Origin of the sequence: Sphingobium sp. SA916 (assembly GCF_002894065.1) — a bacterium.
GTDB lineage: Bacteria > Pseudomonadota > Alphaproteobacteria > Sphingomonadales > Sphingomonadaceae > Sphingobium > Sphingobium fuliginis.
Window position 1 is genome coordinate 108,198 of sequence record NZ_LXYF01000063.1, and the last position, 21,866, is coordinate 130,063.

The 21,866-nt window shown below is 66.5% G+C and carries 15 protein-coding genes and 2 tRNA genes; 9 read left to right on the forward strand and 8 right to left on the reverse strand.

What is annotated here, in order from left to right; all coding sequences use genetic code 11:
- Positions 1 to 45 precede the first annotated feature (45 nt).
- Entirely contained in the window at positions 46 to 2,109 is a 2,064-nt protein-coding gene (gene recG / locus A8G00_RS19210; RefSeq protein WP_103001423.1) for an ATP-dependent DNA helicase RecG, read from the reverse strand.
- Positions 2,110 to 2,194: 85 nt separating this feature from the next.
- Between recG and A8G00_RS19215 the strand changes: the two genes are divergently transcribed.
- The 4 genes from A8G00_RS19215 (at position 2,195) to A8G00_RS19230 (ending at position 7,284) form a co-directional block, all read left to right on the forward strand.
- Positions 2,195 to 2,464, forward strand: coding sequence for a succinate dehydrogenase assembly factor 2 (locus A8G00_RS19215; RefSeq protein WP_044662006.1), 270 nt, complete (start codon positions 2,195 to 2,197; stop codon positions 2,462 to 2,464).
- 109 nt (positions 2,465 to 2,573) lie between these two features.
- Positions 2,574 to 6,038, forward strand: a complete 3,465-nt coding sequence (mfd, locus tag A8G00_RS19220; RefSeq protein ID WP_025549033.1) for a transcription-repair coupling factor — start codon at positions 2,574 to 2,576, stop codon at positions 6,036 to 6,038.
- A gap of 108 nt (positions 6,039 to 6,146) precedes the next feature.
- Positions 6,147 to 6,557 (forward strand): hypothetical protein, encoded by a 411-nt coding sequence (locus A8G00_RS19225; protein ID WP_025549031.1) that lies wholly within the window; start codon positions 6,147 to 6,149, stop codon positions 6,555 to 6,557.
- A complete protein-coding gene (locus A8G00_RS19230; protein ID WP_103001439.1) occupies positions 6,544 to 7,284 on the forward strand; it encodes a TorF family putative porin in 741 nt (246 codons plus the stop codon). The genes A8G00_RS19225 and A8G00_RS19230 overlap by 14 nt, the downstream gene beginning before the upstream one ends.
- Here the strand turns inward: A8G00_RS19230 and A8G00_RS19235 are convergent.
- Positions 7,273 to 9,285, reverse strand: a complete 2,013-nt coding sequence (locus A8G00_RS19235) for a bifunctional diguanylate cyclase/phosphodiesterase (protein WP_103001438.1) — start codon at positions 9,283 to 9,285, stop codon at positions 7,273 to 7,275. The genes A8G00_RS19230 and A8G00_RS19235 overlap by 12 nt on opposite strands.
- Positions 9,286 to 9,403: 118 nt before the next feature.
- On the opposite strand from A8G00_RS19235, the gene moaA reads away from it, so the two are divergent.
- From moaA to A8G00_RS19255, 4 genes are all read left to right on the forward strand, one after another.
- On the forward strand, positions 9,404 to 10,414 hold the full coding sequence (gene moaA / locus A8G00_RS19240; RefSeq protein ID WP_103001424.1) for a GTP 3',8-cyclase MoaA: 1,011 nt from the start codon (positions 9,404 to 9,406) through the stop codon (positions 10,412 to 10,414).
- On the forward strand, positions 10,411 to 11,187 hold the full coding sequence (locus A8G00_RS19245; RefSeq protein WP_025550952.1) for an NAD kinase: 777 nt from the start codon (positions 10,411 to 10,413) through the stop codon (positions 11,185 to 11,187). Before moaA ends, A8G00_RS19245 begins: the two co-directional genes overlap by 4 nt.
- 78 nt (positions 11,188 to 11,265) lie before the next feature.
- Positions 11,266 to 11,340 (forward strand) — tRNA-Asn (locus tag A8G00_RS19250).
- A gap of 182 nt (positions 11,341 to 11,522) precedes the next feature.
- Positions 11,523 to 11,597: transfer RNA gene (locus A8G00_RS19255), tRNA-Asn, on the forward strand.
- 100 nt (positions 11,598 to 11,697) lie between these two features.
- Here the strand turns inward: A8G00_RS19255 and A8G00_RS19260 are convergent.
- Positions 11,698 to 13,902, reverse strand: a complete 2,205-nt coding sequence (locus A8G00_RS19260) for a PQQ-dependent dehydrogenase, methanol/ethanol family (RefSeq protein ID WP_172451914.1) — start codon at positions 13,900 to 13,902, stop codon at positions 11,698 to 11,700.
- Between the two features lie 149 nt (positions 13,903 to 14,051).
- Between A8G00_RS19260 and A8G00_RS19265 the strand changes: the two genes are divergently transcribed.
- A complete protein-coding gene (locus A8G00_RS19265; RefSeq protein ID WP_103001426.1) occupies positions 14,052 to 15,857 on the forward strand; it encodes an IlvD/Edd family dehydratase in 1,806 nt (601 codons plus the stop codon).
- A gap of 14 nt (positions 15,858 to 15,871) precedes the next feature.
- Here the strand turns inward: A8G00_RS19265 and A8G00_RS19270 are convergent, their stop codons facing one another.
- From A8G00_RS19270 to A8G00_RS19290, 5 genes are all read right to left on the reverse strand, one after another.
- The gene (locus A8G00_RS19270; protein WP_025550956.1) at positions 15,872 to 16,246 is read right to left on the reverse strand and encodes a hypothetical protein; all 375 of its coding nucleotides are present in this window, start codon (positions 16,244 to 16,246) and stop codon (positions 15,872 to 15,874) included.
- Positions 16,247 to 16,334: 88 nt separating this feature from the next.
- Positions 16,335 to 17,342, reverse strand: coding sequence for an ABC transporter substrate-binding protein (locus A8G00_RS19275; RefSeq protein ID WP_172451915.1), 1,008 nt, complete (start codon positions 17,340 to 17,342; stop codon positions 16,335 to 16,337).
- 2 nt (positions 17,343 to 17,344) lie between these two features.
- Positions 17,345 to 18,667: an LLM class flavin-dependent oxidoreductase gene (locus A8G00_RS19280; protein WP_037483682.1), complete on the reverse strand. Its 1,323-nt coding sequence runs from the start codon at positions 18,665 to 18,667 to the stop codon at positions 17,345 to 17,347.
- Positions 18,668 to 18,752: 85 nt separating this feature from the next.
- Positions 18,753 to 21,182 (reverse strand): TonB-dependent receptor, encoded by a 2,430-nt coding sequence (locus A8G00_RS19285; RefSeq protein ID WP_172451916.1) that lies wholly within the window; start codon positions 21,180 to 21,182, stop codon positions 18,753 to 18,755.
- A gap of 269 nt (positions 21,183 to 21,451) precedes the next feature.
- On the reverse strand, positions 21,452 to 21,866 hold a 415-nt coding region (locus A8G00_RS19290), incomplete at its 5' end, for an SPOR domain-containing protein (protein ID WP_146032621.1).

Sequence of the window (21,866 nt, forward strand, 5' to 3'; positions counted from 1 at the left end):
GCCGCCGGCACCGCATTCCTGCCTTCGCCAGAACAGGCAGCGATCCTACCCGCTGCGCAGCAGACCCACCGCCGCGTCGCGTTCGAAAAGATAGAGGCAGGTTCTGGCCGCCTGCCCCCGCGCCTCGCTCAGTCCTCCATCGCGGTCGATCAGCAGATGCGCGTCGTCGCGCGCCGGATCGAGCAGGGCGGAGAGATGCTCCGGCGTGGCCAGCTTCAACTGCTGCTCGCCCGACTGGCGCGTGCCCAATATCTCCCCCGCGCCCCGCAGGCGCAGGTCCTCCTCGGCTATGCGGAAACCGTCATTGGTGTCCCGCATCAGGGCCAGCCGCGCCCGGGCGGTCTCGCTCAGCGCATTGCCGCGCAGCAGGATGCAGACCGACTGGTTCTGCCCCCGCCCCACGCGCCCGCGCAACTGGTGAAGCTGCGCCAGGCCGAAGCGGTCGGCCCCTTCGATGATGATGAGGTTGCTGTTGGGAACGTCGACGCCGACCTCGATCACGGTGGTCGCCACCAATATCTTCGCCCGGGCGGAGGCGAAGGCTTCCATCGCGGCGTCCTTCTCCGGCCCCTTCATCCGGCCGTGCACGATGGCGACGCGCTCGCCGAAACGCATCCGCAGCGTTTCCGCCCGCGCCTCGGCGGCGGCAAGGTCGCTATTCTCGCTTTCCTCGACCAGCGGGCATACCCAATAGGCCTGCCCCCCGCCCTCCACATGGCGGGCCAGCGCCTCCACCACTTCGTCCAGACGCCCGGAGGACATGACGACGGTCTGGATCGGCTGCCGGCCCGGCGGCATCTCGTCCAGGCGGGACACGTCCATCTCGCCATAATAAGTGAGCGTCAGCGTGCGCGGGATCGGCGTGGCGGTCATCACCAGCAGGTGCGGCGCGCGCTCCGCCTTGGCCGCCAGCATCATGCGCTGCGCGACGCCGAAGCGATGCTGCTCGTCGATCACCGCCAGGGCGAGGTTCTTGTATCGCACCGCATCCTGGAAGATGGCGTGGGTGCCGACCAATATGTCGATGCTCCCGTCCGCCAGTCCCATGAGGGTGGACTCGCGCGCCTTGCCCTTTTCGCGCCCGGTCAGGATGGCGATATTCACCGGCAGGCCCGACGCCATCCGGCGCAGCGTTTCATAATGCTGGCGGGCAAGGATTTCGGTCGGCGCCAGCAGCGCGCCCTGCGCCCCCGCCTCGACCGTGTTGAGCAGCGCCATCAGCGCGACCAGCGTCTTGCCCGACCCCACATCGCCCTGCAACAGGCGCAGCATGGGCACGGGCTGGGCCATGTCGCCCTCTATTTCCATGAAGGCGCGGCTCTGCGCGCCGGTCGGCGCAAAGGGCAGCTTGAGCATGGCGCGCAACCGGCCGTCTCCGGCAACGGGCACGCCCCGGCGCCTGCGGGACGACTGGCGCACCAGCATCAGCGCAAGCTGCCCGGCGAATATCTCGTCATAGGCGAGCCGCTCGCGGGCCAGCGCGTCCGTGGGATCGGCATGGATGCGATACAGGGCCTCCCGCCATCCGGGCCAGCCCTTGCGGGCGAGCAGGCTGGGCTCGATCCATTCGGGCAGTTCGGGGGCGCGGGCCAGCGCCTGCGCCACCAAGTCGCGCAGGCGATTGTTGGTCAACCCTTCAGACAGGCCATAGACCGGCTCCCGCGCGGGAAGGGTGGCGGCTTCCTCCGGCGGAAGGACATGGTCGGGATGCACGATCTGCAGATTGTCGCCATAGGCCTCCAGCTTGCCGGAGACGAACTTCGCTTCGCCCAGCGGCAGCAGCTTGCGCGGCCAGGCGCTGTTGCGGCCGAAATAGACCAGCGCGACGCTGTTCCCGTGCCGGTCCTGCGCGATCACGCGGAACGGCGCGCGGGCGCTGCCGGACGCGCGATAATCGGTGGGCGTCAGCGTGATGCCGATGACCCGGCCTGAATCGCCCAGGATCAGCTCGTCCACCATGCGGCGGTCGATGAAGCTGACCGGAAGATGGAAGGCGACGTCGACGGCGCGCGCCAGGCCCAGCCGCTCCAGCGGTTTTGCCAATGTCGGGCCGACGCCTTTCAGCGCTTCGATTTCGGTGAAGAGTGGGTTGAGGATATCGGGTCGCATGGCTATCTGCATGCGTCTAGCCCAGCCGGGACGATGCGCAAACATCCGATCGGCAATTTCGCCATGCTCGCGCAAGGAACAAATTGTGAACGAAGACCCCCGCATCCGCCGCCTGCAATTCCGGGCCTGGCATCGCGGCATCAAGGAAGCGGACCTGGCGGTGGGGGGATTTTTCGATCGCTACCATGCCGAATGGGGCGAAGAGGAACTGGATTGGTTCGAACGCTTTATCGAGGAACAGGATGCCGACATCATGGCCTGGGCCCTTGGCACGCTGCCGCTGCCGGAACAATGGCGCGGGCCGATGTGGGACAGGTTCGTGAAGATGGATTTCGTGGAGATCGGGAAGAAATAGACGCCCTACGCCCTCATCCCCGCAAAGGCGGGGATTCATCTCCTGACGGAGCATCCACACGCCCGGCCGGGAAACGCATCCCGCCTTCGCGGGAATGACGAAGCAAGAAATGACCGATCTCCAGAAAATCCTCAAAGCCTCCGCCCCGATGACCCTTTCCGGCGTGCCGGCCGGTTTCCAGCCCTGGCTGCTGGCGGACATCGCGCGCGCCGCCCCGTCCCGCACCCTGTTCGTCGCCCCCGACGAGCAGCTGATGCGCGCCGTGGCGGATACGGCGCATTATTTCGCGCCGGAGATCGAGATCGTCGAAATCCCGGCCTGGGACTGCCTGCCCTATGACCGGGCCAGCCCTTCGCTGCGCACCGCCGCAGCCCGGCTGGCTGGCCTCTACGCCCTGCAAGGCAAGCCGCAGGGGCCGCAACTCGTCCTCACCACGCTCAACGCCCTCACCCAGCGCACGCTGACGCCGTTCCGCGTGCGGCAACTGGTGGCGAAACTCGCGCCCAAGGAACGGATCGCCATCTCGCGGCTGGCCGACATGCTGCAGGCCAATGGCTATGTGCGCACCGACACCGTGCATGACCGGGGCGAGTTCGCCATACGCGGCGGCATTGTCGACCTGTTCCCCGGCGGCGAGGAACAGCCGCTCAGGCTCGATTTCTTCGGGGACGAGATCGAAACGGTGCGTCGCTTCGATCCCGCCGACCAGCGGACGAGCGGGAGCGTCGAGGGCTTCACCCTGCTCCCCGCGTCGGAGGCCTTGCTGGACGAGGAGACGATCAAGCGTTTCCGCGGTCGCTATCGCGAAATTTTCGGCGCCACGGCCACCGGCGACCCGCTCTATCAGGCGGTGAGCGACGGGCGCCGCCTGCAGGGCATGGAACATTGGCTGCCGCTGTTCGAGGAACGGCTGGTGCCCCTGACCGACCATCTGGGCGACGACAGCCTGATCCTGCTGGACCATGGCGTGGCGGGCGCGGCGGAGGCGCGGTTCGAGGCGATCAGGGACTATCATGCGAACCGCGCGGCGGCGAAATCTTCCGATCCCGGCGCCTATCGGCCGCTGGAGCCCAGGGCCCTCTATCTGGAGGCGGAGGAATGGGCCGCTTTGGCGCGGGACTGGCCGATGCACGCCACCACCCCTTTCCATGAACCGGAAAGCGCCTCCGTCCTCGACTTCGCCGTGGATGGCCCACGCGACTTCGCGCCGGAGCGGGCGCAGAACGCCAATGTCTATGAGGCGGTGAGCAAACATATCGCCGCGCTCCAGCGGGCGAAGAAGAAGGTGGTCATCGCCAGCTATTCGGGCGGCGCGCGGGAACGGCTGTCCGGATTGCTGGCCGACCATGGGCTGAAGCGGATCGCGGCGGCGGACAGCTGGCAGGAGGCGCTGGGCATCGCGGCCGGGGGCAGCACGGTGCTGACCGTCCTGCCGCTCGACCATGGCTTCACCGCGCCCGACGTGGCGGTGCTGACCGAACAGGACATGCTGGGCGACCGGCTCGTGCGGCGGGCCAAGCGCAAGAAGAGCGCCGACGCTTTCCTGGCCGAACTGGCGACGCTCTCGCCGGGCGATCTGGTCGTGCACATGGACCATGGCATCGGCCGCTATGAAGGGCTGACCCAGATTCCCGTCGCCAAGGCGGCGCATGATTGCGTCGCGCTGGAATATGCGGGCGGCGACAAGCTCTATGTGCCGGTCGAGAATCTGGAGGTTCTCTCCCGCTACGGCTCCGAAAGCGAGGGCGTCAGCCTGGACAGGCTGGGCGGGGAGGCCTGGCAGCGGCGCAAGGCGCGGATGAAGGAACGCATCCGGGAGATTGCGGGCGAACTGCTCAAGACCGCGGCGGAACGCGCCCTGCGGCCCGCGACCGTGGCGGAACCCGACAGCGCGGGCTATCCCGCCTTCGTCGACCGCTTCCCCTATCAGGAAACCGACGATCAGGACCGGGCGATCGGCGACGTGATAGAGGATCTGGGCGCTGGCAGGCCGATGGACCGGCTGGTCTGCGGCGATGTCGGCTTCGGCAAGACGGAGGTCGCGCTGCGCGCCGCCTTCGTCGCGGCGATGGCGGGGATGCAGGTGGTGGTGATCTGCCCGACCACCCTGCTCGCCCGGCAGCATCACATGAATTTCGAGGAGCGTTTCCGGGGTTTCCCGGTGAAGATCGGCCGCCTGTCCCGGCTGGTGCCGGACAAGGAGGCGAAGGCGGTGAAGGCCGGCCTTGCCGACGGAACCGTCGACATCGTGGTGGGCACCCATGCGCTGCTGGCCAAGGGGCTGGAGTTCAAGCGGCTGGGTCTCGTCATCGTGGACGAGGAACAGCGGTTCGGCGTGACCCACAAGGAACGGCTGAAGTCGCTCAAGACAGACGTCCACGTGCTGACGCTGACGGCGACGCCCATCCCGCGCACCTTGCAGATGGCGATGTCGGGCCTGCGCGAACTGTCGGTCATCCAGACGCCGCCGGTGGATCGCCTGGCGGTGCGGACCTACATCATGCCGTGGGACGGGGTCGTGATCCGCGAGGCGCTGCTGCGCGAACATTATCGGGGCGGCCAGAGCTTCTTCGTCGTGCCGCGCATTTCCGACCTGACGGAGATCGAGGAATTTCTCCGCACCGAAGTGCCCGAAGTGCGGCCGGTGGTCGCCCATGGCCAGATGAGCGCGACGGAGGTGGAGGAACGCATGTCGGCCTTCTACGACAAGCGCTACGACGTGCTGCTCTCGACCACCATCGTCGAAAGCGGGCTCGACATTCCGTCCGCCAACACGCTCATCATCCATCGGGCGGACCGCTTCGGCCTGGCGCAGCTCTACCAGCTTCGCGGGCGGGTCGGGCGGGCGAAGACGCGCGCCTATGCCTATTTCACCACGCCCGCCAACCGGGTGATCACCGAAACGGCGGAAAAGCGGCTGAAGGTGCTGTCCGACCTGGATACGCTGGGCGCGGGGTTCCAGCTTGCCAGCCACGACCTCGACATACGCGGCGCGGGCAATCTGGTGGGCGACGAGCAGTCCGGCCATATCAAGGAGGTCGGGTTCGAACTCTACCAGTCGATGCTGGAGGACGCGATACTGGAGGCAAAGGCCGGCGGCGCGGGGCTGGAGAAGGCGCGCGAGAGCTTCTCGCCGCAGATCACCGTGGACGCGCCGATCCTCATTCCGGAGGATTATGTGCCCGACCTCGACCTGCGCATGGGGCTCTATCGACGCCTCAACGAAGTCGAGGACCGGCAGGGGCTGGAGGCGTTCGCCGCCGAACTCATCGACCGGTTCGGCAAGCTGCCCGCGCCGACGCAGAACCTGTTCAAGATCATCGAGATCAAGCAGAATTGCGTCGCCGCCAATATCGCGAAAATCGATGTCGGACCGAAGGGCGCGCTGGTCAGCTTCTTCGAGGACCGCTTCCCCCGGCCCGAGGGGCTGGTCGCCTATATCCAGCGGCTGAACGGCGTGGCGCGGCTGCGGCCCGACAGCAAGGTGGTGGTGAACCGGGCCTGGGCCGACCCGGCGGCGCGACTCAACGGCGCGCTGCAGCTTTCCAAGGGGCTGGCGAAGGCTGCTGCCTGAACGCCAGCACCCCTTTGTCATCCCTCGGACAACAGCCAGCAACAGTCGCAACCTAAATCCCGCTCTGGCGACCGGACAGCAAAGTCCGGCGCCAAGCAGGAGAATGACATGAGTTTGACCCTTATTGCCCTGGCCGCGGCAGCGGCCACGCACAGCGTGCAGATCGACCATGGCGGAAAGCCTGTCGAGGCGACCTACAGCGCCCGCGCCGAGTTCCGCACCAGAACCATCGGCGCCCGGACCCCGAACCGAACCGACATGCAACGGTGCCAGTGGACCGCCACCATATTGGTCGACCGGGCGCTCAGCCATGGACCGGCGCTCAGCCGCACGGTTTCCAGCGACAGGCAGTTTTCCGGCAGCGAGCATGGCGCCTGCACGCCTGGCCGCCAGTCGGGCGAACGCAATCTGGCCCGTTATGAAGGCGCAATCCGCGAACATCTGATCGCGGTTGCACAGGCGGACCACGCGCCGCTACTGGCCGAGCTTGATGCCGTCCGCAATCTTGCCTCCAACTGAAAACAGGGCGGCGCTGGCCTGCGCCATTCTGGCCAGCGCCTTCCTGGCTGGCGTCGGCCCCGCCTTCGCGCAATATGCCGACGGCGTGTCGGCCACGGTCGAGGTCGCAAGCGACGAGCGGCGCCGGGGCCTGAGCTGGAGCGAGGGCGACCCGGTGCTGCGTGGTACGCTGTCCGTGCCCGTGGCTGACGGGCTGAGCCTCGACGGCGCCGCCGCCTCGCTATGGGGCAGCGCCCGGCATGGCGGAGCCGATGCCGTCGTCGACCTGGGTGCGGCCTATGCACGGCAGATCGGCGGATGGCGGCTTTCGGCCGAAGGCCGTTATCACCTTTTCCCCGGGAGTTCCGGACAGGGCTATGGCGAAATCGGCGCTGGCGCGGCTTTCCTGATCGGGCCGGCCAGCATCGACGTCAGCGGCAGCTATGCCCCCAGGCAGCCGTCCATCGGCGGGGACAATCTCTATCTGTCCGCTTCGGCGGCGATGGGGTTGCCGGGCACGCCCCTCACCGTCTCCGCGCGGATCGGCCGGTCTTCGGGCGATGCGCGCGACCCGGCCCGCGCCGCGCGACTGCGCCCGGACGGCGCCTATTGGGACCATGGGATCGGCGTCGACTATATGGAGGGCCGCTGGTTCGCCGGCCTGCGCTATGCCGACAGCGGCATCGCAGGCCCCGGAGGCCGCCATGCGGGGGCAAGCCTGATCGGACGGGTGGGGTTAGGCCTTTAGCGCCAGCGCCACCAGATCGGCGGAGGAAACGCCCGCCGAACGCAGGAAACCCTGATAATAGTCGCAACCTTCACGGGTGAGGAGATCGAGCTGCTGCTCGGTCTCCACCCCTTCGGCAATGACGCGCAGGCCCAGCGACTTCGCCATGTGGATGACGCCCCGCACGATGATCCTGTCGCGGGCGGTCCCCGCAATGTCCTGCGCCAGCCCGCTGTCGATCTTCAGATAATCGAGCGGCAGGCTCTTGAGATAGGCAAGACTGGAATAGCCGGTGCCGAAATCGTCCACCGCCACCGCCAGCCCTTCGGCCCGCAGCGCCGTCAGCAAGGCGGTGGCATTGTCCACATCCTCGATCAGGCCGCTCTCGGTGATCTCCACCGTCAGGCGCGACCGGGGAAAGCCGCTCATGTCCACCAGGTTCAGGAACTGCGGCATGAAGCCGGGCTGGGCGATGTCCTCCGCCGTGACGTTGATCGACAGGCGCAGGTGCGACAGCGCGCGCGGCCAGGCGGCGGCCTGCCGCAGCGCTTCGGCCTGAATATGCGCCGAAAGCGGCAGCATGTAATCGGAACGCTCCGCCGTGGCGAACAGCATCCCCGCCCCCAGAGCGCCATATTGCGGGTGGTTCCAGCGCGCCAGCGCCTCGACCCCGATCATATGCTCGCCCCCGACCGGATATTGCGGCTGGAACAATATGCCGATCTCCCCGCGATGCAAGGCGAGGCGCAGGTCGGTTTCCAACTGGTCGGCATCCACCTGTCGGCTGCGCTTTTCCGAAGAAAAGATGCGGATGCCCTCCCCTCCCCCGACCCTGGCGTCGGCCAGAGCGGTGCCGGCGCGGCGGATCAGCCGGGTGGCGTCGTCGTCCGGACGCGACTGGGCAATGCCGCAACGCGCCGTCAGACGGATCAGATGGTCGCCCGCGCTGAACGGACGGCCAATGGCGCCGATCAGTTGCCGGGCCAGGAAGGTCGCCTTCTCCGCCGTCGCCGCTTCACCCGTCAGGCCGATCAGGAATTCGGTCCCGGCGATGCGCGCAACCGTCGCGCCGACCGCCATGTCCACGGTCATGCGCTCTATGCGGCGGGCGATCCGGCCCAGCAGCGCGTCGCCCACCACCTGGCCATAGGCGGCGTTCATCCGGTCGAACTGGCTGATCGACAGCAGCAGCACCGTCGTCGCCAGCCCCTGCCGCCGTTCCAGCCAGTCGAGCGCCGCCTGACGCGAGCGCAGCCCGGTCAGGTCGTCGCGGCCGGTCGCATCATGGCCATGCGCGTCGGACAGCCATTCCACATCCGCCGCGACCACCCCGTCGATCAGGCGCAGATGATGGACCAGCCGGTCGCCCGGACGGCCCGGCGCGGCATGGGCGAAGGCCTCCGGACGCCCGGAACGCATCATGCCGCGCAGGGCGGCGATCACCGAACGGCGCTCCGATCGCGGCAGGCGGCGGATGAAGGCGGCCGGATCGACGCTCTGCCGCTCAAGGCCAAGATGGCGCGCAAGATTGTCGCTGAGGCGGATGCGGTCCCCGTCCCTTTCCCAGTACAGCGCATCCCCGCGCCGGATGCGCTGGGCGCGCCGGCTGTGCGTCGTCCCGCCAACGAGCCGGTCGACAAGCCGCTGCGCCGAAGCCAGCGTCGCGCGCAGCTCGACCGGCGTGAAGGGCACGGCAAGGAAATGCGTCGCCCCCGCCTCCAGCAATCCGGGCACGACGGCCATGTCGAGAGCGTCGACCAGCGCGATGAGCGCACCCCCACCCGCATCCACCGCGGGCACCAGCGACGTGATCAGGCCGGCCTCGCCATCGCGCGCGCCGCGCATGTCGACCAGGGCGATCTGGGCATCGCTGTGCAGGAAGCGCTGCGCCGCATCGGTCGCGCGACGGGCGGCGATGGCGCGCCAGCCGGCCGTCCGCACCTGCTGCGACAGTCCGTCGCGGTCCCCCGGCGACAGGATGAAGAGGCTGCGCTGTCCGTCCAGTGCGGTCTCGCCGCTCACATGATGCTCCTCGGGACGGTCCATCGCCCCTTCCTAGACCCCATCGGTTAGCGTCCTGTTTACGCTGCCGCAACCGGTGACGCTTGCACGGGGCAGGTCCATCGCCTAGCTAGCATATATGGAGATGGCCGATCTTGGGCGCACGGTCCTGACCGATGCACTCGGCCGCCGGATCAGCTATTTGCGGATTTCGGTGACGGACCGGTGCGACCTGCGCTGCCGCTATTGCATGGCGGAGCGGATGACCTTCCTTCCCAGGGACCAGGTCCTGACGCTGGAGGAGATTGCGCTGCTGGCCGATCTCTTCATCGCCCGGGGCGTGCGCAGGATCAGGCTGACCGGCGGCGAACCGCTGGTGCGGCGCGACATCGTCGACCTCGTCCGGCGCATCGGCCGGCATGTGGGCGCGGGCCTCGACGAACTGACGCTCACCACCAACGGCACGCGGCTCGCGCATCATGCGCAGGCGCTTGCGGATGCGGGCGTCCGGCGCATCAATGTCAGCCTGGACAGCCTTGACCCTGAACGTTTCGCCCATGTCACGCGGAACGGCGACATCCGGCCCGTGTTCGAAGGGCTGGAGGCAGCGCGGGCCGCCGGCCTGTCGGTCAAGATCAACATGGTCGCGCTCAAGGGCATCAATGAGGACGAGATCCTGCCGATGCTGCACTGGTGCGATGCGCGGGGGTTCGACCTGACGCTGATCGAGACCATGCCGCTGGGCGAAACCGGGGAAGACCGGACGGATCATTATCTGCCGCTGAGGCAGGTGGCCGATTCGATCCGCCGGCATCATGCGCTGACGCCGGTCCCGCATCGCACCGGCGGCCCCGCGCGCTATCATGCGGTCGCAGGGTTGAAGGCGCGGCTGGGACTGATCACGCCGCTCACCCATAATTTCTGCGCCGATTGCAACCGCATGCGCATGACCTGCGAAGGCAAGATCTTCATGTGCCTGGGCCATGAGGATCATGTCGACCTGAAGGCCGCCTTCCGCCAGGGCGGCCTGCCCGCGGTGGAGCCGCTGATCGACCGCGCCCTGCGGCTGAAGCCGGCGGCGCATGATTTCCGCATCGGCGCCGATGCCGCGCCGGCTGTGCGGCGGCATATGAGCGTGACCGGCGGATGACCGACGACGTCCGGCGCGCTCTGGTCGCGTCCCCCAGTCCGGCGGCCAAGGCGGCGGAGGAAAGGCTGCGCGCCGCCTATGATTTCGTACCCGTGGAGCAGGCGGACATGATCATCGCACTGGGCGGCGACGGCTTCATGCTCCAGACGCTGCACTCCATGCTGGAGGGGCGGCGAATCCTGCCGGTATTCGGCATGAACCTGGGCACGGTCGGCTTCCTGATGAACGAATGGCGGCTCGAACGGCTGGAACAGCGGATAGAGGCGGCCAAGCCGTTCAAGGTCAATCCGCTGCGCATGGTCGTCGACACCGTGGATGGGGAGCGTTTCTCCATCCCCGCCATCAACGAAGTCTCGCTGCTGCGCGAAACGCGCCAGACCGCCAAGCTGGAGGTGAAGGTCAACGACCGCACCGTCCTGCCCGAACTGGTGTGCGATGGCGTGCTGGTGGCGACGCCGGCCGGATCGACGGCCTATAATCTCTCGGCGCATGGACCGATCCTGCCGCTCGGATCGGCGCTGGTGGCGCTGACGCCGATCAGCCCCTTCCGCCCCCGGCGCTGGCGCGGTGCGATCCTGCCGGAAAATACGGCGATCCAGTTCACGGTGCTCGATCCCGTGAAGCGCCCGGTCAGCGCCGTTGCCGACCAGCGCGAAGTGCGCGACGTCGCGCAGGTCGAGGTGAAGATCGACCGCGCGACCCCGCTGACCTTGCTGTTCGACCCCGAACATACGCTGGACGACCGGATCGCGGCCGAACAGTTCATCGCGTGAAAATTCCGTCATTTGGCGCTTGCCATTGCCGGAAATCCGCTGCTATAGGCGCGGCCTGCCCAGCGGAAGCCGGGTTGCTCCCCGATAGCTCAGCGGTAGAGCATTCGACTGTTAATCGAATGGCCGTAGGTTCGAATCCTACTCGGGGAGCCACTTTCCATCCTGCGGCGGCACCGGAAAACCTCCCAAATTCAGGCAAATTGACGCGCCTTGGCTCATGCCCCGCGCGCATCGGGCCGTTCAGGCATTTTTTTCGGACTGGCGGCGGTTCCGGCCCTTGCCATTTCGCCAAAGCCGCTGCATATGCGCGGCCTGCCCGGCGCAAGCCGGGCCGCTCCCCGATAGCTCAGCGGTAGAGCATTCGACTGTTAATCGAATGGCCGTAGGTTCGAATCCTACTCGGGGAGCCAGTCTTTCACACCGGATCGGCTTCGCGAAACCAGAGGAACATTCCGCTCCATTCGGGCGTGAAAGCATGTCCCCCGGCCGTTTCCGCCCATCATCATGCCATCAGAATGCGGTTGCCTTCACGGGCGCGTCGTTCGCCTTGCGCTTGCCGAGCGACACGCGCGCTCCTGCCCGGATATAGCTCCACAGCGCGCGCTTGTCCGCATCGGAGAGGGTTTCGAAGCGGGGCATGCCCCGCTCCATGAGCGGCCCTTCCGACAGAAGCTGCGAGAAGGCCTGGTAATCCAGCGCCACGCCCGATTCCCGAAGGTCCGGCCCGGGAACGCCGGTATTGTTGAGGCCCGCGCCATGGCAGGCGTGGCACATGTTCGCTCCATAGAGCCTGGCGCCGCGCTTGACCGCGGCTTCATCCAGAACCAGCTTCGGATCGTCCACCGCGCGAACCTGAAAATCCGCGGGCGCCGTCTTCGGGAGCCGCGCCTTGCCCCCCAGGGCGAAGGTCAGTAGACGCCGGGGCTGCGCATTATATTTCCAGCCGCGATCCGCATACCGGCCCAGCATCGCCACGCCGCCGCCATAGCCGACCAGCAGCGAGAGATATTGCCTGCCGTCCACTTCATAGGTGATCGGCGGCGCGATGATCCCCAGCCCCGCGTTGAAACGCCACAGTTGCTTGCCGGTGCGGGCATCATATCCGTGCAATATCCCGTCGGCATCGCCCTGGAAGACGAGGTTACCCCGCGTGGTCATCGTGCCGCCGTTCCACAGGCTGTCATACTGGACCTTCCACCGGGCCTTCTGCGCCACGGGGTCCCAGGCGATGAGTTCGCCCTTGCCGTCGCGCGGGTCGTTCGGATCGGCATGGATCGAAAAATGCGTGCCTGCGCCCGAAACGCCGAATATGGGCTCGCCGCCGTTCGCCTTCACCCTCTCCAGAAAGGCCTTGTCTTCCTCATAGACGGCGCCGAGCTGCATATAGGGTATATAAACCAGCCCCGTATCCGGATTATAGGCCATGGACTGCCAATTATGCGCGCCCTGCGGGCCCGGCCAGATGGTTATCGGCCCCTTTTCATACCGGACATTGGGCACCTCCACAGGCCGGCCGGATTTCACGTCGATCCGCTCGGCCCAGTTGACCTTGCCGATCTTCTCGGCCGAAATCAGCTTCCCGCTGTCGCGGTCGATCACATAGAAGAAACCGTTGGTCGGCGCCTGCATCAACACGCGCCGCGGCTTCCCGTCGATGGTGAGCCGCGCCAGCGTCATCTGGGCTGCCGCCTTGTAATCCCATGCTTCCTGCGGATTGACCTGATAATGCCAGATATAGCGGCCCGTATCGGCATCCAGCGCGACGATGGAGGCGAGGAAGAGATTGTCGCCGCCGCCGGGCGTGCGCAAGCGCGGATTATAGGGACCCGAATTGCCTGCGCCGATATAGATGCGGTTCATCTCCGCGTCATAGGTGATCCCGTCCCAGACGGTGCCGCCTCCGCCCCATTTCCACCATTGCCCGGTCCAGCTTTTCGCGGCCATCGCCAGCGCCGGCTGCTCGAACGGCTTCACCGGATCGCCCGGCACGGTGTAGAAACGCCACAATTGCCTGCCGCTGTTCGCGTCATAGGCCGTGACATAGCCTCTGGCGGCCCAGTCCCCGCCGCCATTGCCGATGATCACCTTGCCATTGAACACGCGGGGAGCGCCCGTGATGAACTGAAAGGAATCCTCCGCCACCGTCTGCCGCGACCAGATGGGGCGGCCGGTCCGGCTGTCCAGAGCCACCAGCCGGCCGTCGCGCGTGCCGACATAGACCTTGCCCTGCCAATAGGCAGCGCCACGGTTGACCGAGAAGATATAATGCATGGTCTGAGGACGCAGCGCCCATTCCCGTGAGTCCCAGCGCCAGAGCCGCTTTCCGGTCCGCGCATCGACCGCATAGACCGATGCGTCCTGACCGGTGAAATAGAGCGTGCCGCCGACCGCCAGCGGCGTCGCCTCCAGCTGATGCTCCCCCTCCAGATCGAGCGACCAGGCAAGGCCCAGCGACGCGACATTGCCGTCGTTGATCTCCTCCAGCCGGCTGAAGCGCATCTCGTCCTGCGTCCCGCCATAATGCGCCCAGTCCGCCGAACTGCCGCCGACGGAAGGCTCTGCCGGACCGCGGCAGGCGGCAAGGCCGATCGTCATCGCAGCCACGAGGGAAGGGGCGAGAAGACGCCTGCACAGCCCGGCGGCAATGCCGGTCATGGCAGGCCTGCCGCCTTCCGGGCTCCGCTGGCCTCGATCGACATGATTGGGTCCGCTCATGATCTTCCCCCTCCACCGGCCGGGTTTTCCCGCCCCGCATCCGCCGGACTCGGCGGCAGTTGTCACCGACGCGATCATATGCCACATTATCCACCATACAATATTAAATCGACTTTTTTACTGGAAGTCACTTTTCAGGGAGGCGGCAGATGAGCGGCGGCGGAAAGTCCGGGGAGGAACACAGGCTGCGGTCCCGGCAATGGTTCGACAATGCCGAGGATCCGGTGCTCGCCTCGCTGTACACGGAACGCTATCTGAACTTCGGACTGACGCCGGAAGAGCTCCAGAGCGGGCGGCCCATCATCGGCATCGCCCAGACCGGCAGCGACCTTTCGCCCTGCAACAGAAGCCATCTCGAACTCGCGCAGCGGGTAAAGGACGGCATTCGCGAATCAGGCGGCATTCCGCTGGAATTTCCGGTCCATCCCATTCAGGAGACCGGCCGCCGTCCGACCGCGGCGATCGACCGCAACCTCGCCTATCTGGGACTGGTCGAAACGCTGCACGGCTATCCGCTGGACGGCGTCGTGCTGACCACGGGCTGCGACAAGACGACCCCCGCCTGCATCATGGCGGCGGCGACCGCCAACATCCCCGCCATGGTGCTCACCAACGGGCCGATGCTCAACGGCTGGTACAGGGGCGAGCGGGCGGGCGCGGTCAGCATCGCCTGGAAATTGCGCGCCGAACATGCCGCCGGCCGGATCAGCGAGGGCGAGATGAGGAAGGCGATCATGGATGGCGCCACCTCAGCCGGCTATTGCAACACGATGGGCACCGCGTCGACGATGAATGCCCTGGCCGAAGTGCTCGGCCTCTCCCTACCCGGCAGCGGCACCATTCCGGCCGCCTATCGGGAACGCGGCGCCGCCGCCTATCGCACCGGGCGCAGGATCGTGGAACTGGTGCGGCAGAATATCCGCCCTTCCGACATATTGACGCGCGAAGCCTTCGAAAATGCCGTGGTCGTGAACACCGCGCTCGGGGGATCGAGCAACGCGCCGGTCCACATCATAGCCATAGCCCGCCATGTCGGCGTCGATTTCGGCATCGCGGACTGGGAACGGGGCCATGACGTTCCCCTGCTCGTCAACATGCAGCCCGCCGGCGCCTATCTGGCGGAGGATTTCCACCGGGCGGGCGGCGTTCCGGCGGTCGTCGCGGAACTGATGCGGATGGGCCGCATCCATGAAGGCACGCTGACGGTCAACGGCAGCACGCTGGGCGAGAATTGCCGGAATGCCGTGGCAACCGACAGCGATGTGATCCGCACCGCCGAAACGGCCCTGCGCCGGAATGCCGGCTTCATCGTGCTGCGCGGCAATCTCTTTGCATCGGCGATCATGAAATTGTCGGTCATCACATCCGAATTCCGGGACCGCTATCTGGCCGATCCCGACGATCCGGACGCGTTCGAAGGCACGGCCGTCCTGTTCGAAGGCCCGGAGGATTTCCGGAAAAGGATCGACGATCCGGCAAGCGGGATAGACGAAAGCAGCATATTGGTGATGCGGGGCGCGGGACCGATCGGCTATCCCGGCGCTCCGGAGGTCGTGAACATGCGCCCGCCGGCCGCCCTGGTGAAGCGGGGAATAAGCGTCCTGCCCTGCATCGGCGACGGCCGGCAATCGGGCACCTCCGCCTCCCCGTCGATCCTCAACGCCTCGCCGGAGGCGGCGAGCGGCGGCAATCTGGCTCTGGTCAGGTCCGGCGACCGGATTCGCATCGATCTGCGCCGCCGCAGGGCGGACCTGCTGGTCGAGCAGGCCGAACTGACGCGGCGGCGGGACGCGCTGGAGGCGGCAGGCGGCTTCCCCATGCCCAGGGCGCAGACGCCGTGGCAGGAAATCCAGCGGGAACTGGTCGATCAGCTTTCCGACGGCATGGTGATCGGCCGCGCCACCCGCTACCGCAATGTCTCGGCGCTCAGCGATCTGCCACGACATCCGGTGTAGCGCATCGCCCGGCGCTACTCCGGCCCTTCCTCCTCGGCAAACCAGTCCATTGCCTCTTTTTCGGTGGCCACCGGCCTGATCAGGCGGTTTTCTCCGATCCTCTTGACCTGCATCGCATGCAGCGCGCTGTGCGAAACCACCGCCGTCTTGCGGATGATCCTGAAGGCTTCGGATTCGACCAGATCGTTGATCGCCTCCACGGTGCCCTGGGGCATGATGTCCTGCTGCCCGACCGTGATGAGGAGGTTATAGTGCCCCCTCCCCTGCCTGGCGCGCAGCCCGTCAGACAATTCCGTGGTGTAGCGCTGGCCGGTTTCCGCATCCAGAAATTCGAAGAAGGAAACGGAAACCAGCTTGCGCTGATCGTCGAAACCGATCCTGTACTTCATCCTCCACCTCATGACCGATCGTGATTTCGAGGGGGGAACCTAAGCGCAAAGCGATGGCCGCACCACCAGGGATTTTCAGGGAGGCGGATCACCCTCCGCTGCGCCGGCCTCCCGATCCGTCGACCGCATCGTCGAAGCTGGAATCCAGGCCCGCCGCGCCGTCGCGGTGCGGCGGCGGCAGCTCCGCGGCGAAGATCCGCGCCGTTTCGTGCAGGGCGTCGGCCACCCGGCCGTCCACCGGGGCAGGCGTCCAGTGCCAGCGTTCGGCGCTGTAGGCGGCGATGTCGCGCGGAACGCCGGTTTCCCGCGAAGAGATTTCCGACCATTCGCGCGGATGCCCGTTCGCCCAGAGCTGCGCCCGCGCATAGCGGCGCAGGAAATCCTCCAGCAACGCATGTTTCGCCCGCACCGAAGCGTCGCTGCTCACCTGCACCAGATAGTTGGATGTGCCGTTCCAGGCATAGGTCAGCACCCGCGCATGGTGGCTGCGGACCGCGGTCGCCAGATAGGGAAGCCATATCGCAAGCGCGTCGACCTTGCCCGTGGCGAAGGCGGTCATGGCATCGTTCGGGCTCAGGAAGCTGATCGACACGTCGCTGGTCTTCAGATGGGCCTGTTCCAGCGCCTGGAGCAGCGTAATGTGCCCGACCGACCCCCTGGTCGTGGCGATCGACCTGCCGCGAAGGTCACGCATGTCCCGCGCCGGCGATTTTTCCGGAACGATGACGGCGACCGCCTTCTGCTCCGGTCCTCCGTCCATGGCCTGGATCGCACGCAATTGCGGGTTGCCGTTATAGGCGAAGAGGAAGGAGGCCACGCCGGCAATCCCCACATCCACCGCATTCGCTGAAATCGCCTCGATCTGCGTCTGGGCGCTCGGGAACTGCGCCCATTCTATCCGGTAGGGCACGTCCTTCAACTCTCCGGCCGCAAGCATCATGCCCCGCGTGCCGCCCCTGTGCGTGCCGACGCGCAGGACTTGACCGTCGCCGTCGGCCGGGCGATCGCACCCGCCAAGCGGAACGAGCAGGACAGCGACCGCCGCGCCGGCCAGCGTCCGCCAAAGCGCCTTCATCCGGCGGATCGCCCCGCTCATTCTCATGCCGCCGCGCCCGAATAGCGGTTCTGCGGTATCGGCAGGTCCAGATTCTCGCGGAAGGTCGCGCCCTCATAGCTGGTCCGCAGCAATCCGCGCCGCTGCAGCACCGGCACGACCTGCTCGACAAAGGCCTTCAGCTGGCCCGGCAGCCCCTCCGTCAGCATGAAGCCGTCGATCGCGCCGTCGTCCAGCCAGCTCTGCATCTGGTCCGCAATCTCTTCGGGCGTGCCGTCCAGGCTGTCGATCGGCCTGCCGAAGCGCAGCGCGGTCTGCCGCAGCGTCAGCCCTTCCTCGACCGCCGCGCTGACGATGCGCGTGACCGCCCCCTGGCTGCTGTTGAGCCATTCCTCCGTCACCGCGGGAAAGGGCGCGTCCAGATCATGCCTGGAAAAATCATAGTCGTTGAACGACTGGCCGAGCGACGACAGGGCATTCTCGATCGAATTATAACGATTGCGCTCCTCCACCAGGCGGTCGAGTTCCTCCCGGGTGGAGGCGACCTGCGCGGAAATCGCCCCGAAGACATAGAGCTTGTCGGGATCGCGCCCGGCCTCCGCGGCGCGGCGGCGCAGATCGCTGCGGAAGGCGATCGACTGTTCCTTGCTGCGCGGCACGCTGAAGATCGCATCGGCATAGCTGGCGGCGAAGTTCCGGCCCTCCTCCGACGTGCCGGCCTGGAAGGTCACGGGATAACCCTGCGGCGTCCTGTCGAGGTTGAGCGGGCCACGAACGCGGAAGAACTCCCCGGCATGATCCAGGGTGTGGAGCTTGCCGGGTTCGAGGAAGACGCCCGCCTCCTTGTCCCCCACCAGCGCGCCGGGTTCGAAACTGTCCCACAGTCCCCGCACCACGTCGACATATTCCGCGGCCAGGCGATAGCGCTCGTCATGGGCGAAATGCCTGTCCTTGCCGAAATTGGCGGCGGTCCCGGCAAGCCAGGACGTGACCACGTTCCAGCCCGCCCGGCCCCGGCTGATCTTGTCGAGCGATGCCAGTTGGCGGGCCAGGTTGAAGGGTTCGGAATAGGATACCGTGAAAGTGCCGACCAGGCCGATATGGCTGGTGACGGTCGCCAGCGCCGAAAGGATCGTCGCCGGTTCGAACCGGCTCAGATAATGGGGCATGGACCTTTCGTCGATCTGAAGGCTGTCGGCCACGAAGACGAAGTCGAACAGGCCCTTTTCGGCCAGTTGCGCCTGCTCGACATAAAGGTCGATATTGGTGCTGCCATCGATGATGGCTTCGGGATGGCGCCAGCTTTGCCATCCCCGGCCCACGCCATGGAGGACAAGGCCCAGCTTCAACCGGTTGGCAATCGTCATCTGCTGTCTCCTGTCTGGGCAAAGCCGCTTCTGGCGGGGATCGTTGGAAGGGTTCGGGCGGCCCGGCGGGCGGCGGCGGCGCGGTTCACAGCTTCATCCGGAGCGTGGCGCCGTAGAAGCACGGATCGCCAAGCGTCCCGTTGTAGGAATAGGTCGTGACCTGATCGACCGACGCATTGACGAAATATTGTTTGTCGAAGAGGTTGCGGCCCCACAGCCGCAATTCCCAGCGATTGTCGGCGCTCCGGATTCCGGCATAGGCGCTCGCCAGCCCATAGCCCGGCACGCGGGCGAAGGGATCGGTATTGAGCGATCCGTAGAAACCGGTCCGGTGATTATAGTCGCCGCCCAGGAACAGCGTCGCCTCCGTGCCCAATATCGGCCGTGGGGCGAAGGCATATTCGGCGGCGATGGTATAGACGAATTTCGACACGCCCGCGATCTGGCGCCCGGAAATGTCGCAGATGCCGCCATTGGCCGCCGTGACCCACAGATAGGGGCATTGGGCGTTGGTGTAGGACCGGTATTTGGCGTCGTTATAGGTGGCGGCGCCCGTCAGCGACAGGCCGTTCCATCTCGCCCGGACATCCATTTCGACGCCCTGGGTCCTGACCTTGCCGGCATTGGTGATGAAATAGCGGGCGATGGGCCCGCTGCCCGTCTGCACGATCACCCCCTGATTGGCCTGATAGCCCTTGTCGTCGGACCGGAAGGCGGCAAGATTGAAGGTGACGGCGTTGTGGAACAGGTCGGTCTTCAGGCCGATTTCGAAGGAATCCACGATCTCCGGATCGAAAGTCACCGGAGCCGGCCCGTTGGCGAGCTGCACCGGCGTCACCAGGTTGATCCCCGCCGATTTGAAGCCGCGCGAATAACCGGCATAAAGGTTGATGCCGGGGGCCAGCCGATAAAGCGCGTTGACCGTCCCCGACACGCGCCCGCCCTCGGTCGCCGCATCGTATCGCGCCGTGGGAGCGAAGCCGTTCCGGCGGGACGCGATGGCGGTCAGCTGCTCGGGGGACAGGGAGGAGAAGACCGGGTCGGTCAGCAGCACGCCGCCCACGGCCACGGATTCGAAACGGCCCGAGCGCTTCTCATAGGTGTAGCGGATGCCCCCGGTAAGGTCGAAGCGCTCATCCACATGCCATGTCGCATTGGCGAAGGCGGAATAGCTTTTGGTGTGGAAGAGCTGCAGGCCGGTCTGGCTGAAATTGTTCAGCGCTTCCGAAGGGAAGGCGGCGCCCAGCAGATATTTGGCGGCATCCCTGCCATAGGTGTTGAACGGCACCTCGCGGGTGCGCTGCCAGAAATAATAAAGCCCCGCCGTATAGTCGACCGCGCCCCCGCCGGGGGAGGCGATGCGCAGTTCCTGGCTCCATTGCCGCTGGGCGGTAGGCAGATTGGTCTGGATGTTGATCGCCGCGCCGGTGCCGTCGCTGTCGATGGAGGGATTCCAGTCCCAGAACCGCCATGCGGTGATCGAGGTGAGGCTGTGATCCCCCAGCAGCTTCTTCACCAGGGTAAGCGAAGCGCCGCCGGTCTGCATGTTGATCGTGAACGGCGTATCCACATCGATGCGCCGCGCAAAGGCGTCTATGGGCGGCGGGACATAACCGGCGTCGCGCGCCCGGTCGTAATAGCCCCTTGCGGTCGCGACGCTGCCATCCGCGCGCAGCTTCGGCAGGACGCCGCGCCGGGGCATGGCCGAATAGGAATTCTGGTCGTTATAATCGGCGTTCAGCCGGGCGGTGAAGCTCTCATCCTCATTGCGATAGGCCAGCTCCCCGCGAACGGCCTGGTTATGGTGATCCTGCCAGTCGTCCCTGTAGACGCTGTTATAGACGGTGCCGTTGCGGTCCGCCTTCATGCCCGCGACCCGGACCGCGAAGCCGCTGTCCCCCAATGGCCCGGACGCCGCCAGCTTGATCTGGCCATAGTCGTAATTGCCATAGGAAACCTCCCCCAGCAATTCGGGCTCATAGGATGCGCGCTGGCTGGTGATCTCGATCGCGCCGGCCACCGTGTTCTTGCCGAACAGCGTGCCCTGTGGACCGCGCAGGACATTGACATTGGCCACGTCGAAAGTGTCGAAGACGACCACCGACGGACGCGCATGATAGACGCCGTCCACATAGATGCCGACGCCCGGCTCGGTGCCGCTGTTGGCCGCGCCGCCCGTCGTTCCCAGCCCACGGATCTGGATCGTGATGTTGCGCGGATTGAACCCCAATATCTGAAGGCTCGGCACCTGCCTCTGCATCTGGCGGATGCTGGAATTGCCGGACGCGGCAAGGTCCCGCTCCGTCAGGGCGGTGACAGCGATCGGCACTTCCTGAAGCTTTTCGGCGCGATGGCGCGCGGTGACCGTGATCACCTCCACGCCGGTGTCTCCCGGCCCGGCCTGCGCCGGGGACGGCGCATCGGGCTCCGCGGCCCCGGCGACCCCGCCCGCGCAGAAGGCCATGGCGCTCGCGCCGGCCGCCAGGACCCGCCCGATTTTCGAACTCAACCGCATATATCCCCCAGGCGGCGCTGTCGCGCGCCGCTCCATTCGGCACGACGTCCGGTCGGCCTTCGGGGCGTTGCATTATGAATATAATCTAAGGGAGGCGATTTAGTTCTTCGAATACACCCATTCGAAATGCTGATAGGTGGAGGAGGAGGACAGATGTCCCGCGCCCCGCCTTCTTCCCCATTTCACGCCCCGCAGGCAGCAGCGAAAAAGGAAGCGGGCGGCTCCCATGGGGGAACCGCCCGCAGGACGCCTGTAATGCAAAGATTTTTTCAGCGGCCGGCAAATTGGCGCCCGCGCGTCGCCAGCGCCCAGCGCTGCGGCGTCGCGTCCGCCACATTCTCCCGCACGAAGCATTGACCGCGCCGCGCCTGTATGGCCCGGCACAGCGCGACCGCCTCCGCCCGCTCGTCGAAGCCGCCGACCGCCAGACGGGCCAGGGTGGCGCCGTTCACCGCGATCTGGCTGGTGACGACCGGCAAATTCGCCAGCATGCTGTTGCGGCGAGCCATGGAGAACCATTTTTCCTTGGCGATGGCCGCATTGTCATAGGCGCCGAGCTGGACCACCCAGTGGCCGCCGCCCTTCCCACTCGCGCGGAAAGCCGCCGGCTGAAGGCGCGGAGCCTGCTGCATGCGCGCAGCCGCCGCGACACGCGCCGGAGCGGCCTGGCGCGGGGCGGCGACG